The sequence below is a fragment of the uncultured Campylobacter sp. genome (assembly GCF_937996225.1).
Classification (GTDB): domain Bacteria; phylum Campylobacterota; class Campylobacteria; order Campylobacterales; family Campylobacteraceae; genus Campylobacter_B.
Genome location: NZ_CALKTC010000075.1, coordinates 24,672 through 38,826, shown reverse-complemented (window position 1 = coordinate 38,826; position 14,155 = coordinate 24,672). Strand labels below are relative to the sequence as shown.

The window sequence follows — 14,155 nt, the reverse complement described above, 5'->3', positions numbered from 1 at the left end:
TTAAGCTATGCAAAAGAATGAATTTAGAGCAATTTGCAAATCGCGTCTAAAATCTCACACCGCGCGAGCGGCTAGATGCGAGCATTACGCACTTTTATGGCGGCTGGAACGGCTGATAAAATTTTTAAAAGCGCGTAAAATTTTAATATTTTTGCCGATGAGTTACGAGCCGAACGTTTTGATTTTAAGAAAAAAGCTATCAAAAAGCTGCGAATTTTACGTTCCGTTTATGGTGGATATTAGTTTAAAAATGGTAAGATTGCGCCAGCCTTTTAAAATTTCGCGCTTTGGGTTGCGACAGACGCTTCCGCAAAACGGGTATTTTAAAAAGGTCGATCTAGCCGTGGTTCCAGCTATCGGAGTGGATGGCGCAATGGCTAGAATAGGACATGGGAAAGGATTTTACGATATGTTTTTTTCAGGTCTGAAGCTTAAGCCCGCAATCGCGTTCGTGAGTATAAAAGACTGCTTTTGCAGCGAAATTTTATCGCTTGATCACGACGTAAAGGGTGATTTTTACATAACTCCGAGCCAAAATTACCTAAAAAGAGGAAAGTATGATAGAGATTTTAATCGCCTTGTGCGCTCTTGCGGTGGGCGCTGGCATAGGATACTTAGTAGCTAGAAAGATCAATAACGCCAATTACGATTTCTTCGTCGAACAAGCCAAAGCTAAAGCCAAAGCTATAGAATTTGAAGCCGAGGGCATCTTGCGAAATTCTAAAATTTCGGTGCAGGAAGCGGAGTTCGAAGCTAAAAAAAAATACGAAGATAAAGCAAGCAAACTACAGAAAGAATTTAACGTTAAATTTGACGAGCTCGGCAAAAAGGAGCACGCGCTTCTAACCGAGCAAGAAATTTTAAAAGACAGCAAAAAAGAGCTCGAAAGCGCCAAAAAAGAGGCGAAATTCCTCTACGAAGAGGGCTCAAATTTAAAGAAAAGCTATGAAGAGAAGCTAGCCGAAGCGCTTAAGGTTTTGGAGCGCGTGGCGGGCTTTACGCAGGACGAGGCGCGCGCTCAGGTGCTTAAGAAGGTCGAGGAGCAAAGCCGCACCGACATCGCTCACATCGTGCGAAAGTATGAAGAGGAGGCCAAAAAAGAGGCGCGAAAAAAGGCGAATTATATTTTGGCGCAGGCTACGTCGCGCTTTGCAGGCGAGTTTGCGGCAGAGCGACTTATCAACGTCGTAAATATCAAAAACGATGAGCTAAAAGGTCGCATCATCGGCAAAGAGGGGCGCAATATAAAGGCGCTTGAGATGACTCTGGGCGTGGACGTTATCATCGACGATACCCCAAATGCGATCATCGTAAGCTCTCACAACCTCTACCGTCGCGCCATCGCCGTTCGCGTCATCGAAACTCTTATCGAGGACGGCAGAATTCAACCTGCGCGCATCGAGGATATCTACAAAAAAGTAAGCGACGAATTTGAAGCTAGCATCGCCGAAGAGGGCGAAAATATTGTAATGGATCTGGGTCTTAGCAAAATTCATCCTGAAATTTTAAAACTTATCGGTAAGCTTAAATTTCGCGCCAGCTACGGACAGAACGCCCTTGCGCACAGCCTTGAGGTCGCGCATCTTGCGGGCATCATCGCCGCAGAAACGGGCGGAGATCAAAAGCTAGCCAAGCGAGCGGGCCTACTTCACGACATCGGGAAGGCGCTAACTCACGAATACGAGGGCTCGCACGTAGATCTTGGCGCCGAGGTTTGCCGCCGCTACAAAGAGCATCCGGTAGTGATAAACGCGATTTACGCCCACCACGGCCACGAGGAGGCCACCAGCGTAGAAAGCGCGGCAGTCTGTGCCGCAGACGCGCTAAGTGCCGCGCGCCCGGGCGCTAGACGAGAGGTGCTAGAGAGCTATCTAAAGCGCGTTAGCGATATCGAAGCGATCGCTATGAGTAAAACGGGCGTCAAGCAAGCCTACGCGATCAACGCAGGTCGCGAAATCCGCGTTATCGCAAACGCTAAGCTTATGAACGACGACGAGGCGGTTTTGGTCGCTAAAGAGATCGCTTCAGAGATCCAAGATAAGGTTCAATTCCCAGGCGAGATCAAAGTTAACGTCATACGCGAGCTTCGCGCGGTCGAGATAGCCAAATAAGGAGTGTGAAATGAAAAAATTTATAATCGCTTTATTTTTGCTTTTTAACGCGGCATTTGCCGATGATGAGCTCATCATCAACAGCGCAAGCGCCTATTCGTCGGTAATGCGCACAAACTCGCAGTACAAATATCTAGCACAACAAGCCCGCGCGATAGTGATATTTCCGAGCGTCAAAAAGCTGGGCTTCATCATAGGCGGAATGTACGGCGAGGGGATCATCATCTACAATAACGACGGCGCGCACAGCGTAAGCGGTGCTGAGATCAGTAGCGCCAGCGTAGGACTTCAGATCGGCTATGAGGATAATTATCTAGTCATTTTCGTAATGCATGACGATGTAATCCAAAAAATGCGAAATTCCCAAATCACGCTTTCGGGCGACGCTACGGCGGTTGCGGGTAACTACAGCGCCGATTCTGGCTCTTTAGACGTGCTAAATCAAGATATGTACGTCTTTACGAATAAAGGCGGGCTGTTTGCGGGCGTGAGCCTGGGCGGTTCGGTGCTGGAGACCAAAAATGACCGCGCTTTTGATCCAAATACTGAGGGCTATGCACTTTTGATGCGAGTAATTGGCGCAGATGAGTAAAATTTAGCTAAAGATGCTAAGGCACATAGCTTAGCGAAAAATTTTGCTTTATGGGCGTTTTATTAGCGGCTTGGAATTTTGCTCGCGTGATTTCTGCAGAATAATAGACTTAGGTGCGTAATTTCATTGCAATTCGCGGGGTGGGAGGCATTTGAAGATATCGCGTAAATCCTGCGTAATTCGCAAGTTGCTTTGAATTCTAAAGAAGTCGAAATTTTGTCATTAAATTTATAGTCGCAAAATTTTACCGCTAAATTTTGCGGTGATTTTACTTGATGCTAGAAATTTTATTTTAGAATTTCGCTTAATATTTTGCGGCGGAATTTTGTATTTTGCGACAGCCGTGCGGAATTTTAAATTTAATGTCGCAGCAAAATCAAGTGGCGTCGTGGGACGTTGGAGTGAAGTTTTCGCACTGAATTTTAAAGCTGCTTTAGTCAAATTTTTTAGAATTTTATACGATCTAATGAAAGGATTTGATGGAGTCGATGTTTGAAAACCTCCATACGTGGGGGTATCTGATACTGTTTTTGTATTCGCTGGGCGGAGGATTTTTGGCGCTTGCGGCAGCGGGCGTGCTAAGCTCGGCCGGCGAGCTCAATATCGTCTTATGCATCGTAATTGCCTGCATATCGAACTTTATAGGCGATTCGGGGCTGTTTTTAGTAAGCCGCTACAATAAAAAAGAGATCATGCCCTATCTGCGCAAACAGCGCCGCAACCTCGCTCTGGCGCAAATTTTGTTTCGTAAATACGGCGACCGCATAATTTTAATCAAAAAATTCATCTACGGCCTCAAAACCCTCGTACCGATCGCAATCGGTATCACAAAATATTCGTTTTTAAAATTTAGCGTCATCAATGCCGTAAGCTCGCTCATTTGGGCGCTTGTGGTGGGGTTACTGAGCTATTACGCGGGCGATTTCGTGCGCGAGCTCTATGTGCACATCAAGGACGCGCCGTGGATTGCTCCGCTGGCTCTAGGCGCGATAGTAGCGGCGATCGTGCTCTATTTTCACTTCGCCACGCGCAAAAGAGGCTAGCGGTGGCAAAAAAGCTGATCCCGCTCGCAATTTTCGCAGCACTTTTTTTGACGCTAAATTTTATCTCCAATTCGCGCAGTCCTACGACTAAAGATGAGCGGATTTTTACCTCCAAAACCCTGGATGCCGCCTCTCGTAAAAACAGCGCGCAAGATATCAAAAGCGGCACCGATCGTAAAGTTTCAAGCTCCGAAAATCCTGCAAGCGGCGCCGACGCAAAAAATGAGAGCGGTGCAAGAAGCGCAGACGGCGGGGCAGAGCGCGGAGCAGATCTAGGAGATTTAAAATCTCATCCGCAAGTAAACGAGCCCGCCGCGGCAAATCCTAAAGATGAGGCGGACGTCCACAGGCGGCTTAGCGCAGATTATGAAGCTTCGCAATCTCAAAATCCCGCCGCAAATTCTAAAAATCAGCTCGCGGACGAGCCCTGCATAAGCAGGGAGTGCGTGAGCGCTCATATCCGCCGTACGGGCTCTTTGCCGCAAAATTTTATCACGAAAAAGCAGGCTGGCGAGCTTGGCTGGCAGGGCGGCGATCTGTGGCGATATGCGCGCGGCAAGAGCATAGGCGGCGATCGTTTCGGCAATTTCGAGCGCAGACTACCTGATAAAAAGGGGCGGATCTGGCGCGAGTGCGACATCGAGTATCGCGGCGGCGCGCGCGGCGCGAAGCGGCTGATATTTTCAAATGACGGGCTGATCTTCTACACCGCCGATCATTACGAAAGCTTCGAGCGCGTGCAATGAGTTTAAATTTTAAAACGTGCCGCGGCGCAAAGATCATCATCGACGGCGCAAAGATTAGGCGCAAAGATCAAATTTTCGCGCTGTTTGCCGCAGCGCTGGATTTCGAGCCCGAATACGTCGCAAATTTAGACGCGCTCTACGACGCGCTAGGCGAGCGGGGCGGGCGGGTCTTCGTGATTATCAAAAGGGGCGGAATTTTAAAGCTAAGGCTGGGCAAATTTTATGATATTTTGCTCGAGGTTTTGCGAAGCGGCAAGGCGAAAATTTTAATACTATAAGCTCTCGCGACAGCTTATTATGGCTTCAAAGCCAAATTTTACCGAGCCTAAGACGAGTTTATTTCGCCGCAGTTTCGAGCACGCCGTTAAAATTTCCTAAATTTAGATCTAAATTTTAGAGCTTATCAAAAGAGGCGATTTTGGAAATTTCGCTCACAAAGCTCACGCGGTCAATTCTAAACTCAAGCCCATACTGCCAATCTTTGCGACGCGGGTTTTTAAACTCGTAAAGCTTAACCGTCTCCGTTTCAAATTTAATCTTAAGCGCGAGATACCAGCAGTCCCAGATCCCGCACGGACAGCCCAGTAGGACGACGCTTCGCTCGTCGCTAGCCGCAAGCTGTCTGTTAGGCAAGAGCGCATCCAAAAAGAGCTTTTTAAAATCAATTAGGCTCAAATAGGCGTAGTCTCCCGCGACGCTAGCTTGCCCGTCCTTTGCCGCAAAGCTTCGCTCGCGCTGCCTAATCAGCTCAAGCAGGGGCTTATCGTTTATCGTAACGACGACTTCGGTAAGGCCTTCGCCTTTCATATCGTAATCGTTTAGGTAAAATTTAATGCTATCCATGCGGCAATCTCGCTAAATGATCTATTTTACGCCGTATTTGCACCGGTCTGCTAAAATTTCAGCGCAGTTTAGCGAATTTGAAGTGAAATTCGGTTGAAGATCAAGAAATTCGCTGGTAAAGCGCAGATCAAGTGGATATTTCGTAAAATTTAATGATTTTGAACTCGCGGAGCTTGCTTTCGGTGAGCGCAAGCTTAAATTCACAAAAAAGTTCAATTTGCGTAGATGAAAGAAGCGAAAATAAAAGATTGAATTTTATCGCAGATCAAAGAGATCGAAACAAGGGTTAAATTTTGCTATGGATAAAGAAGTCGAAATTTAGGAATGAGGGGTTAAATTTAATTCGCTTTTGCGGGCGCTTAAATTTAACCTCGCCGCGGCTACATCATTTCGCCGCTTTTGTGCTCGTGCTCGGTGTAGGTTACCGGAATATCCTTCTTGCCTTTGCCCGGCGTATACACTCCCTCTCCGCGTTTGAAAAGAAGCTCGATACCTTCGTTATTCGTAAGCATTATGCCGCTTGCGGAAGCCGCGCGTTTAAGATTATGCTTTTTACCCTTTTCGTCGGTTAACACGCCCGTTGCAAACATATCGTTCGAGCTAAGGCTGATGCGCTTATCTCCGGTCTCTCCGAGTAGAAATACGATCGTGTGCGCTACAGACTCTTGCTTTTGCTGCGGAGCCGTATCGGCCTTAGGTTGGTTGCATCCGCTTAAAATCGCGATTGCCGCTAATGACGATAATACAATTCGTCTCATTTTTTCTCCTTTAAAAAAAGTTCGCGAATTATATAGCCAAAAAGTAAATCCTAGATTTCGCGACTTTTTATTTAATCAAAGATTAACCCAAATTTAGTAAAATTCCAGCTGAAAACATCCCAAATAAGGAGAACCTTATGGCAGTAAAAATCGCAATTAACGGCTTTGGAAGGATCGGTAGGTGCGCGGCTAGAATTGCTCTAAGCAGGGACGATGTGGAGCTTGTGTCGATCAACGATACCGCTAAGCGCGAGCTTACGAGATACCTGCTTCAATACGACACCGTTCACGGCGAGTTTCGTAAAAAAGTAGAAATTCTAAGCGACGAATGCATAGCCGTAGACGGCAAAAAGATCCGTGTATATTCCACCAGAGAGCCTGCGGAGCTTGATTTTGCGGGCGATGGTGCAGAAGCTGTGCTTGAATGTACTGGTGCGTTTTTAACGAGCGAAAAATGCAAGCCGTTCATAGATAACGGTATCGGCGTAGTCGTAATGAGCGCGCCTGCCAAGGATGATACGCCTACTTTCGTAATCGGCGTTAATGAGGGCGCTTATGCAGGACAGCGCGTCATCTCAAACGCTAGCTGCACCACTAACGGTCTAGCTCCGATTGCAAAAATTCTAGACGACGAGCTTGGTATCGAAAAGGGTCTGATGACGACAATTCATGCTTATACGCATGGACAGAGTCTAGTCGATGTAAAAGCCAAAGACTTTCGCCGTTCACGCGCCGCGGCTCTTAATATCGCTCCGACTACGACGGGTGCGGCAAAAGCGATTAGTAAGGTACTTCCGCAGCTAAGCGGTAAGATGCACGGACAATCGGTGCGCGTGCCGGTGGCTAACGTTTCGATGGTTGATCTAACGGTGCTAACGCGTAAACAGACGAGTGCTGAGGAGCTAAATGAAATTTTCCGCCGCTATGCCGCTAAAGATATGAAAGGAATTTTGCTCGTAGACGACGATAGCCGTGTCAGCAGTGATTTTTGTACTTCAGAATACTCCAGCATCGTAGCTAGCGACTGCACGCAGGTAATTGACGGCAATCTGATAAAAGTGATGAGCTGGTATGACAACGAGTGGGGATATAGCGAGCGCCTCATCGATTTAGCCCTATATGCGGCAAAAAGAAGGAAATAAGATGGGCGAAATTCTTTCGATTAAAGATTTGAAATTTAAAGACGGCGCGCGCGTTTTTATCAGGTGTGATTTTAACGTGCCGATGGATGAGTTTTGCAATATTACGGACGATCGCCGCATCCGTTCGTCTATCCCTACTATTAAATATTGCTTAGACGAGGGCTGCGCGGTAATTTTAGCCAGCCACTTAGGACGCCCGAAAAACGGATACGAAGAAAGACTTAGCCTAAAGCCTGTGGTAAAGAGGCTATCTAGGCTTTTGGAGCGCGAGATAAAATTTGTCTCCGACGTCGCGGGCGAGGAAGCTGGAGCTGCAGTAAATTCGCTTAAAAAGGGCGAAGTGCTTCTGCTGGATAATCTGCGCTTTGAAAAGGGCGAGAGCAAAAATGACGAAGCACTAGCTAAGAGGCTCGCAAGCTACGCGGAATTTTATATCAACGACGCTTTTGGCGTATGCCACCGCGCGCATGCTTCGGTAGAGGCGATTACGAAATTCTACGATGAGGCACACAAAGCGGCGGGATTTTTGCTGCTAAAAGAGATAAAATTCGCCAAAGACCTTATTAAAGATCCTGCGCGTCCTTTTGTAGCCGTAACGGGCGGCAGCAAAGTAAGCGGCAAGCTTCAGGCACTTAAAAATTTACTTCCTAAAGTCGATAAGCTCATCATCGGAGGTGGCATGGCGTTTACGTTTTTAAAAGCCGTTGGATATGACATCGGCAAATCTTTACTCGAAGAGGATCTAATCGAGGAAGCAAAAAATATTCTCCGCAATGCTCGCGAGCTTGGGGTTAAAATTTATATCCCCGTTGATGCCGTCGCAGCTCCGCAATGTTCGCAAGATGCCGTTACAAAAAAGGTTACCGTCCAAGAAATTCCAAGCGATTGGATGGGACTAGATATCGGACCTGCGACCATAGCGCTTTTTAAAGAAGCCCTAGACGATGCGCAAACGATCTGGTGGAACGGACCGATGGGAGTTTTTGAGATCGATAAATTCGCTCGTGGTAGCCTACATATATCGCACGCGATCGCAGATAGCGACGCCACAACCGTAGTGGGCGGCGGCGATACTGCAGATGTCGTCGAACGCGCTGGTAACGCCGACGATATGACTTTTATTTCTACCGGAGGCGGCGCGAGCTTAGAACTCATCGAAGGCAAGGAGCTGCCGGGCGTGCGAGTGCTTACTGCTAAAACGGAGCTGCGATGATACTGGCGGCGAATCTTAAATGCAACCATACCCGTGCTAGTTTTGAGCGGTACGCTAAAGCTTTAGAGGAAGGCTTAGCGGGCGGAATTTCGCGCGAGGATGAAATTTTAGTTTTTCCGCCCGCTAGCGCATTTTGCGCGAAAGTGAAAAATTTTACTCAAGGCGCGCAAAATTTCTATCCTGCCGCGCACGGTAGCTTTACGGGTGAGATCGGCGGCGATATGCTGGCGGAATTTGATATCAAAACCGTTCTTATCGGTCACAGCGAGCGGCGCGCCATTTTGGGCGAGAGCGCGGAGCTGATAAGAGAGAAATTCGGTTTTGCCGCAGCGCAGGGCTGGCGCATCGTTTTTTGTGTCGGCGAGGACGAGGCGGCATTCGCGCAAGATCGCAGCGAGGAGTTTGTAGCGACACAGCTTGAGGGTATCGATCTGAAATATCCGAGCTTAGTACTAGCCTACGAGCCCGTCTGGGCGATCGGCACGGGCAGAAGCGCGCAGCGTGAGCAGATCGAAAGAATGCTGAAGCTCTTGCGCACCAAAAGCTCCGCGCCGCTGCTTTACGGCGGCAGCGTGAATGCTGAAAATATCGCAAAAATTTGCGCGATAAGAGGTTGCGACGGGGTGTTAGTGGGCACAGCAAGCTGGGACGCCTCTGGCTTTTTGGAACTTATACGCGTCGTCTCGTGAGCGTCTTTTAATGAGTTTGAAATTTTAAGTCCGCGACAGGCTATGCGCCTAGTCTTGACTTAAAATTTCTACACAACATTAAAATCTATCTCACGATACTGCCGCTATCGAATTTGGTTTCAAATTTGGGTTGCAAAATTTTTAAGTCAAATTGCGCAGGATTTTTCGCTTAGTCAAGGCAAAATTTAAAAAATAAGCGGAGCGAACATATGGTTCGTGAGCATTATTTTTTAAATTTTAACGCAGAATAAGTAGAAAAAGCCAAGCAAAAATAGAAAGGAGAAATAATGATTTTAAAAGGCAAAAAGGGCCTCATCGTCGGCGTCGCTAACGCCAAATCCATCGCTTACGGCATCGCCGAAGCTTGTCACGCCCAGGGTGCGCAGATGGCGTTTACCTACCTAAACGACGCGCTGAAAAAACGCGTAGAGCCGATCGCGGAGGAGTTTGGAAGTAAATTCGTCTATGAGCTTGACGTAAACAACCAAGCCCATTTAGACGGCCTTGCGGATCGTATCAAAGCAGACCTCGGCGAGATTGATTTCGTCGTGCACGCAGTGGCCTACGCGCCAAAAGAAGCGCTAGAGGGCGAGTTTGTAAACACGAGCAAAGAAGCCTTTGATATCGCGATGGGCACGAGCGTGTATTCGCTACTAAGCCTCACGCGCGCGGTGCTGCCGGTGCTAAAAGAGGGCGGCTCGGTGCTCACGCTAACCTACCTCGGAGGGCCGAAATTCGTGCCTCACTACAACGTCATGGGCGTCGCAAAAGCAGCGCTTGAAAGCTCCGTGCGCTATCTCGCTCACGATCTTGGCGCGAGAAATATCCGCGTAAACGCCATCAGCGCGGGCCCGATCAAAACGCTTGCCGCAAGCGGTATCGGCGATTTTAGGATGATTTTGCGCTACAACGAAGTAAATAGCCCGCTAAAACGCAACGTCACGACACATGACGTCGGCAACAGCGCTATGTATTTGCTTAGCGACCTAGCCAGCGGCGTGACCGGCGAGGTGCATTACGTCGACTGCGGCTACAACATCATGGGCATGGGCGACGTGGCAACCGACGCCGAGGGTAAGACGATCCTTGCGTGGGATGCGGGCAAGGCCGAATAAGCGGCGTGCAAAAAGGGTAAAATTTGACGCGCACGGCATATTACGAGGCTAGGCACAAAGCCATAGCGGAGGGCGGCGTAGAGGGCATCGCCGCCGTTTTGCGAGGTGATGACGAAGTCGAAAAGGCCTCGCTTCTGTTGTGCCCTGGTTTTACCTTGATCCCTACTACGGCTGCACGCTGGCGCATGAGAGAGAAATTTTCGCCCTTTTGCAGGAGCTGCTTCTGAGCGAGCGCTCGCAAGCCATCAGAGACGATATTTTGCAACTTCTGGGCGATTACTGCGGCGATTTTAGCGTGCTGCGAAGCAGGATTTGCGAGGCGTCAGGCGAGCTTTTGCCGGGTATCAAGCGCTTGATCGAAGGATAAATTTAACGACCGGCGCACTTTTGCGCACGGTAATTGCGCCGCGGCGAGCGGTAGCGAAATTTGCCGCGCCTCCGCATACGCCCCTTTTGCCGCGAAAATGCGGCAGCGTAAAATTTTAAGATTGGAAGCGGCAATGAAAACCTCGGATGAGCAAGGAGATCGATTAGGCGCGTACATAAAAACGGCATGGAGATAGAGGATTATTTCAGAGCCGTTTTTGAAAAAAGCGGTAAAAGCCGCTAGAAAGGAGCTTGATGAAAAAGGATTATATCTGCGTATTTGATTGCGAGACGATCCCAGACGTAGCGGCGCTGGTGCGGGTGCTGGATGAGGATGCGATCGCGAGCTGCTTTGAGCCTTTCGATAAAAAAAGCTTCGCAAAGCTTCTTAACGCGCAGCTCTCGCAAAAGATCGGCGGCGAGAAACAAAACGCGTCTTTAAATTTTGCTGTAAATTCGGCGGAGCAGAATTCTAAAATTGAAAATTCCGAGCAAAATTCTGCACTGCAAAGCTTTACGCAGCAAGACGCTGCGCCTCAAAGCTTCGCGAGCGAAAATTCCGCTGAAAATTTAACGCAAGAAAATTCTGCAAGCGAAAATTTAGCGCCGCAAAATACGGCGCCCAAAAATTCCGCGTCGTTAAATTTAACCTACGACGATATCGCGCCTCAAAGCTCCGCGGCACAGAGCGTCGCGGTAGAAAATTCCGCGCTCCGAAGCCCTGTGCCTCAGAATTTCGCGGCGGAAAGCTCTACGCCTCAAAGCTCCGCATCCCAAAGCTCAAAGAGCGAAAATCTCGCTTCAAATTCCGCGCAAGATCTCGCGTTAAATTTTAAAATTTACGGCGAGCAATTGATCTTTAACGCGGATAAAAGCAAAATTTTAAATTACAAATTGCTCTCGCTTAGGGCGATGGAGATTTTCAAAGAAAAAACCGGCAGCGAATTCCTACCCGTCTGCTTCCACCGCGTCGTTAGCATTAGCGCCGTGATGGCGGACGGATTCGGCAGGTTTTTGCGCGTCTCGACGCTCGAGGGCGAGAGCGAGCGCGATAAAATCGCAAAATTCCTAACCTTCATCGAGGATTTTAATCCGCGCCTCGTGAGCTTCAACGGGCGCGGGTTCGATCTGCCGATGATTATGGCGCGCGCGATGTGCTATGATCTAAGCGCCGCGGCGTATTTTGAGACGAACGATCGCGATAACAACAAGAGCAAATGGGAGAACTACCGCAGTCGCTACGACGGGCGGTTTCATCTGGATCTGCTCGATCACATCAGCGATTTTGGCGCCGTTCGCGGGCTCAAGCTCGATCATATCTGCGCCAGCATGGGTTTGCCGGGCAAATACGACGTACACGGCGATCAGGTCCTGCAGCTGTATTACGCAGGCGAGCAGGCCAAGATCGACGAGTACTGCAGATCCGACGTGCTCAACACCTACTGGCTGTTTTTGAAATACGAACTTTTGCGCGGCAAGATCACCAAGGACGACTATCTAAATTACATCGCGGTGATGGGCGAATTTTTGAAAAAAGAGTGCGCGGGCATGAGCTACACACCCGTTTTTTGCGACTTCATAGAAAGGGAGCTGGCGGCATATGCGAAGTGAAATTTTTAAAATTTTAAAAGGTGCTGTTTTTGGCGCGCTGTTTTTGGCCTGCGGCGCGATCGCGAACGAGGCTAAATTTAAACCGATGTTGCTTAAAGAATACGTCCCTGGCATGAATATCACGGGCTGGGTCATCAGCGAGAAGCTAGACGGCGTGCGCGCGATCTGGGACGGCAAAAATCTGCGCTCCAGGCGCGGCAAGATCATAAACGCTCCCGAGGGCTGGAGCGCGGGCTTTCCGCCGTTTTTCGTCGACGGCGAGCTATACACGGCGCGCGGAGAGTTTGAACAGCTCGTCTCGATCGTCTCTTCTAGCGTGCCCGATGAGCGGTGGAGTAGGGTGAAATTTTACGCGTTTGACCTGCCGAAGGAGCAGAAAAACCTAAGCGCAAAGATGGAAATTTTAAGAAATTTTATCGCTTCAAGTGGCGCGCAAAATTTACTCATCGTGCAGCAAACTCCGGTAAGCACGCATGCCGACGTGCAGGCGTATTTTGATCGCGTCATCGCAGCAGGCGGCGAGGGGGTCGTACTGCGCGATCCAAACGCGCTTTATGAAAGCGGGCGCAGCGATAAAATTTTAAAATACAAAAAGACGCACGATAGCGATTGCAAGGTCGTAAAAATCAACCCGGGCTACGGCAAAAACGAGGGCAAGATGGGCTCGCTTAGCTGCGTGGATCTGCATAGCGGAGCGAAATTTAAAGTAGGCACGGGCTTTAGCGACGAAATGCGGGCAAATCCGCCTAAGGTGGGCACGATCATCACCTATCAATACCAAAACCTAACTCGCGAGAAAAAGCCGCGCTTCCCCGTATTTTTGCGCGTGCGACCGGCGATTTAATCTAAGGGGCTATAATCGCGTATTTTAATAAATTTGATCCGAAGGAGAATAGATGAAAATTTTAATCACAGGCGGCGCGGGATACATCGGCAGCCACGTCGCAAAGGCGCTTTTAGAAGCGAACCGCCACGACGTCGTCATACTGGATAATCTTTGCAAGGGCTCGATGCGAGCGATCGAGGCGCTTCGCAAGATAGGCGAGTTTGAGTTCGTGCAGGAAAGCCTAGAAAACACCCCCGCAATCGAGAAGCTTTTTAAGCGCGAGAAGTTTGATGCGATCATTCACTTTGCGGCGTTTATCGAGGTTTTTGAAAGCACGCAAAATCCGTTAAAATACTATCTAAACAACACTGCCAACGCGATGAATTTGATCGCGCTTGCGAACAAATACGGCGTGAAAGACTTTATCTTTAGCTCCACGGCAGCGACCTACGGCGAGCCGGGTATCCCGCAAGTAAGCGAAGAAACTCCGCAAAATCCGATCAATCCGTACGGCAGAAGCAAGCTGATGGTCGAGTGGGTGTTAAAAGACGCGGCGGCGGCAAATCCAAATTTTAAATATGGAATTTTGCGCTATTTCAACGTTGCAGGAGCCGCAAGCGACGGCACGATCGGGCAAAACTATCCGAACGCGACGCATCTAATTAAGGTAGCGACCCAAACGATCGTCGGCAAGCGCGATAAGATGAGCATTTTCGGCGATGATTACGATACCAAAGACGGCACCTGCATACGCGACTACATCCACGTAGAGGACCTCGCAAGCGCGCATCTGGCGGTGCTTGATTATCTGCAAAGCGGTGAGAGCGCGGTCTTTAACGTAGGCTACGGTACGGGCTTTAGCGTAAAAGAGGTCGTCAATGAAGCCAAAAAAGTAAGCGGCGTGGATTTTAAAGTGCAGATCGCTCCGCGCAGAGCGGGCGATCCTGCCTGCCTCATCTCAAACGCGGATAAAATTCGCACCAAAACCTCTTGGCAGCCTGAGCACGAGAGCCTGGATGAGATCATCCTAAGCGCGCTAAATTGGGAAAAGAAGCTCTAGGTTCTAGCGTGAAAGTGCGATTTGAAATTTTAAAATTTTA

The 14,155-nt window shown here is 48.9% G+C and carries 16 protein-coding genes; 14 read left to right on the top strand and 2 right to left on the bottom strand.

Annotation, left to right across the window (positions count from 1 at the left end; all coding sequences use genetic code 11):
* Positions 1-7: 7 nt before the first annotated feature.
* From Q0174_RS08770 to Q0174_RS08745, 6 genes are all read left to right on the top strand, one after another.
* Positions 8-625: a 5-formyltetrahydrofolate cyclo-ligase gene (locus tag Q0174_RS08770; protein WP_005873316.1), complete on the top strand. Its 618-nt coding sequence runs from the start codon at positions 8-10 to the stop codon at positions 623-625.
* Positions 558-2,111, top strand: coding sequence for a ribonuclease Y (rny, locus tag Q0174_RS08765; RefSeq protein ID WP_040304494.1), 1,554 nt, complete (start codon positions 558-560; stop codon positions 2,109-2,111). Before Q0174_RS08770 ends, rny begins: the two co-directional genes overlap by 68 nt.
* A 10-nt stretch (positions 2,112-2,121) precedes the next feature.
* Positions 2,122-2,703, top strand: a complete 582-nt coding sequence (locus tag Q0174_RS08760; protein WP_177386777.1) for a lipid-binding SYLF domain-containing protein — start codon at positions 2,122-2,124, stop codon at positions 2,701-2,703.
* A 479-nt stretch (positions 2,704-3,182) separates the two neighbouring features.
* Positions 3,183-3,746, top strand: a complete 564-nt coding sequence (locus tag Q0174_RS08755) for a DedA family protein (RefSeq protein ID WP_298043351.1) — start codon at positions 3,183-3,185, stop codon at positions 3,744-3,746.
* Positions 3,747-3,748: 2 nt separating this feature from the next.
* Positions 3,749-4,492, top strand: a complete 744-nt coding sequence (locus Q0174_RS08750) for a ribonuclease domain-containing protein (protein ID WP_298043349.1) — start codon at positions 3,749-3,751, stop codon at positions 4,490-4,492.
* On the top strand, positions 4,489-4,770 hold the full coding sequence (locus Q0174_RS08745; RefSeq protein WP_298043346.1) for a barstar family protein: 282 nt from the start codon (positions 4,489-4,491) through the stop codon (positions 4,768-4,770). Before Q0174_RS08750 ends, Q0174_RS08745 begins: the two co-directional genes overlap by 4 nt.
* A 115-nt stretch (positions 4,771-4,885) precedes the next feature.
* Here Q0174_RS08745 and Q0174_RS08740 read toward each other — a convergent pair whose 3' ends face one another.
* Complete coding sequence (locus Q0174_RS08740) at positions 4,886-5,335, bottom strand: hypothetical protein (protein WP_298043345.1); 450 nt, start codon at positions 5,333-5,335, stop codon at positions 4,886-4,888.
* A gap of 380 nt (positions 5,336-5,715) precedes the next feature.
* Complete coding sequence (locus Q0174_RS08735) at positions 5,716-6,093, bottom strand: hypothetical protein (protein WP_298043344.1); 378 nt, start codon at positions 6,091-6,093, stop codon at positions 5,716-5,718.
* A gap of 137 nt (positions 6,094-6,230) precedes the next feature.
* On the opposite strand from Q0174_RS08735, the gene gap reads away from it, so the two are divergent.
* The 8 genes from gap (at position 6,231) to galE (ending at position 14,115) form a co-directional block, all read left to right on the top strand.
* Positions 6,231-7,235, top strand: a complete 1,005-nt coding sequence (gap, locus tag Q0174_RS08730) for a type I glyceraldehyde-3-phosphate dehydrogenase (RefSeq protein WP_298043342.1) — start codon at positions 6,231-6,233, stop codon at positions 7,233-7,235.
* A 1-nt stretch (position 7,236) separates the two neighbouring features.
* Entirely contained in the window at positions 7,237-8,448 is a 1,212-nt protein-coding gene (locus tag Q0174_RS08725) for a phosphoglycerate kinase (protein ID WP_298043341.1), read from the top strand.
* Positions 8,445-9,137, top strand: coding sequence for a triose-phosphate isomerase (locus Q0174_RS08720; protein WP_298043339.1), 693 nt, complete (start codon positions 8,445-8,447; stop codon positions 9,135-9,137). The genes Q0174_RS08725 and Q0174_RS08720 overlap by 4 nt, the downstream gene beginning before the upstream one ends.
* 287 nt (positions 9,138-9,424) lie before the next feature.
* Positions 9,425-10,252: an enoyl-ACP reductase FabI gene (fabI, locus tag Q0174_RS08715; protein ID WP_298043337.1), complete on the top strand. Its 828-nt coding sequence runs from the start codon at positions 9,425-9,427 to the stop codon at positions 10,250-10,252.
* A gap of 139 nt (positions 10,253-10,391) precedes the next feature.
* Positions 10,392-10,619, top strand: a complete 228-nt coding sequence (locus Q0174_RS08710) for a hypothetical protein (RefSeq protein ID WP_298043335.1) — start codon at positions 10,392-10,394, stop codon at positions 10,617-10,619.
* 254 nt (positions 10,620-10,873) lie between these two features.
* On the top strand, positions 10,874-12,229 hold the full coding sequence (locus Q0174_RS08705; protein ID WP_298043333.1) for a 3'-5' exonuclease: 1,356 nt from the start codon (positions 10,874-10,876) through the stop codon (positions 12,227-12,229).
* Positions 12,219-13,073 (top strand): DNA ligase, encoded by an 855-nt coding sequence (locus Q0174_RS08700; protein WP_298043331.1) that lies wholly within the window; start codon positions 12,219-12,221, stop codon positions 13,071-13,073. The genes Q0174_RS08705 and Q0174_RS08700 overlap by 11 nt, the downstream gene beginning before the upstream one ends.
* Positions 13,074-13,125: 52 nt before the next feature.
* Positions 13,126-14,115, top strand: coding sequence for a UDP-glucose 4-epimerase GalE (gene galE, locus Q0174_RS08695; RefSeq protein WP_297881973.1), 990 nt, complete (start codon positions 13,126-13,128; stop codon positions 14,113-14,115).
* The last annotated feature ends 40 nt before the right edge of the window (positions 14,116-14,155 follow it).

Excerpts from the sequence above, each read along its gene's own strand:
- Q0174_RS08700 (WP_298043331.1), top strand. The coding sequence starts at position 12,219 with ATGCGAAGTGAAATTTTTAAAATTTTAAAAGGTGCTGTTTTTGGCGCG.
- fabI (WP_298043337.1), top strand. The coding sequence starts at position 9,425 with ATGATTTTAAAAGGCAAAAAGGGCCTCATCGTCGGCGTCGCTAACGCC.
- Q0174_RS08720 (WP_298043339.1), top strand. The coding sequence starts at position 8,445 with ATGATACTGGCGGCGAATCTTAAATGCAACCATACCCGTGCTAGTTTT.
- rny (WP_040304494.1), top strand. The coding sequence starts at position 558 with ATGATAGAGATTTTAATCGCCTTGTGCGCTCTTGCGGTGGGCGCTGGC.
- Q0174_RS08745 (WP_298043346.1), top strand. The coding sequence starts at position 4,489 with ATGAGTTTAAATTTTAAAACGTGCCGCGGCGCAAAGATCATCATCGAC.
- Q0174_RS08705 (WP_298043333.1), top strand. The coding sequence starts at position 10,874 with ATGAAAAAGGATTATATCTGCGTATTTGATTGCGAGACGATCCCAGAC.
- Q0174_RS08760 (WP_177386777.1), top strand. The coding sequence starts at position 2,122 with ATGAAAAAATTTATAATCGCTTTATTTTTGCTTTTTAACGCGGCATTT.
- Q0174_RS08725 (WP_298043341.1), top strand. The coding sequence starts at position 7,237 with ATGGGCGAAATTCTTTCGATTAAAGATTTGAAATTTAAAGACGGCGCG.
- Q0174_RS08740 (WP_298043345.1), bottom strand. The coding sequence starts at position 5,335 with ATGGATAGCATTAAATTTTACCTAAACGATTACGATATGAAAGGCGAA.
- galE (WP_297881973.1), top strand. The coding sequence starts at position 13,126 with ATGAAAATTTTAATCACAGGCGGCGCGGGATACATCGGCAGCCACGTC.
- Q0174_RS08770 (WP_005873316.1), top strand. The coding sequence starts at position 8 with ATGCAAAAGAATGAATTTAGAGCAATTTGCAAATCGCGTCTAAAATCT.
- Q0174_RS08735 (WP_298043344.1), bottom strand. The coding sequence starts at position 6,093 with ATGAGACGAATTGTATTATCGTCATTAGCGGCAATCGCGATTTTAAGC.
- Q0174_RS08755 (WP_298043351.1), top strand. The coding sequence starts at position 3,183 with ATGGAGTCGATGTTTGAAAACCTCCATACGTGGGGGTATCTGATACTG.
- gap (WP_298043342.1), top strand. The coding sequence starts at position 6,231 with ATGGCAGTAAAAATCGCAATTAACGGCTTTGGAAGGATCGGTAGGTGC.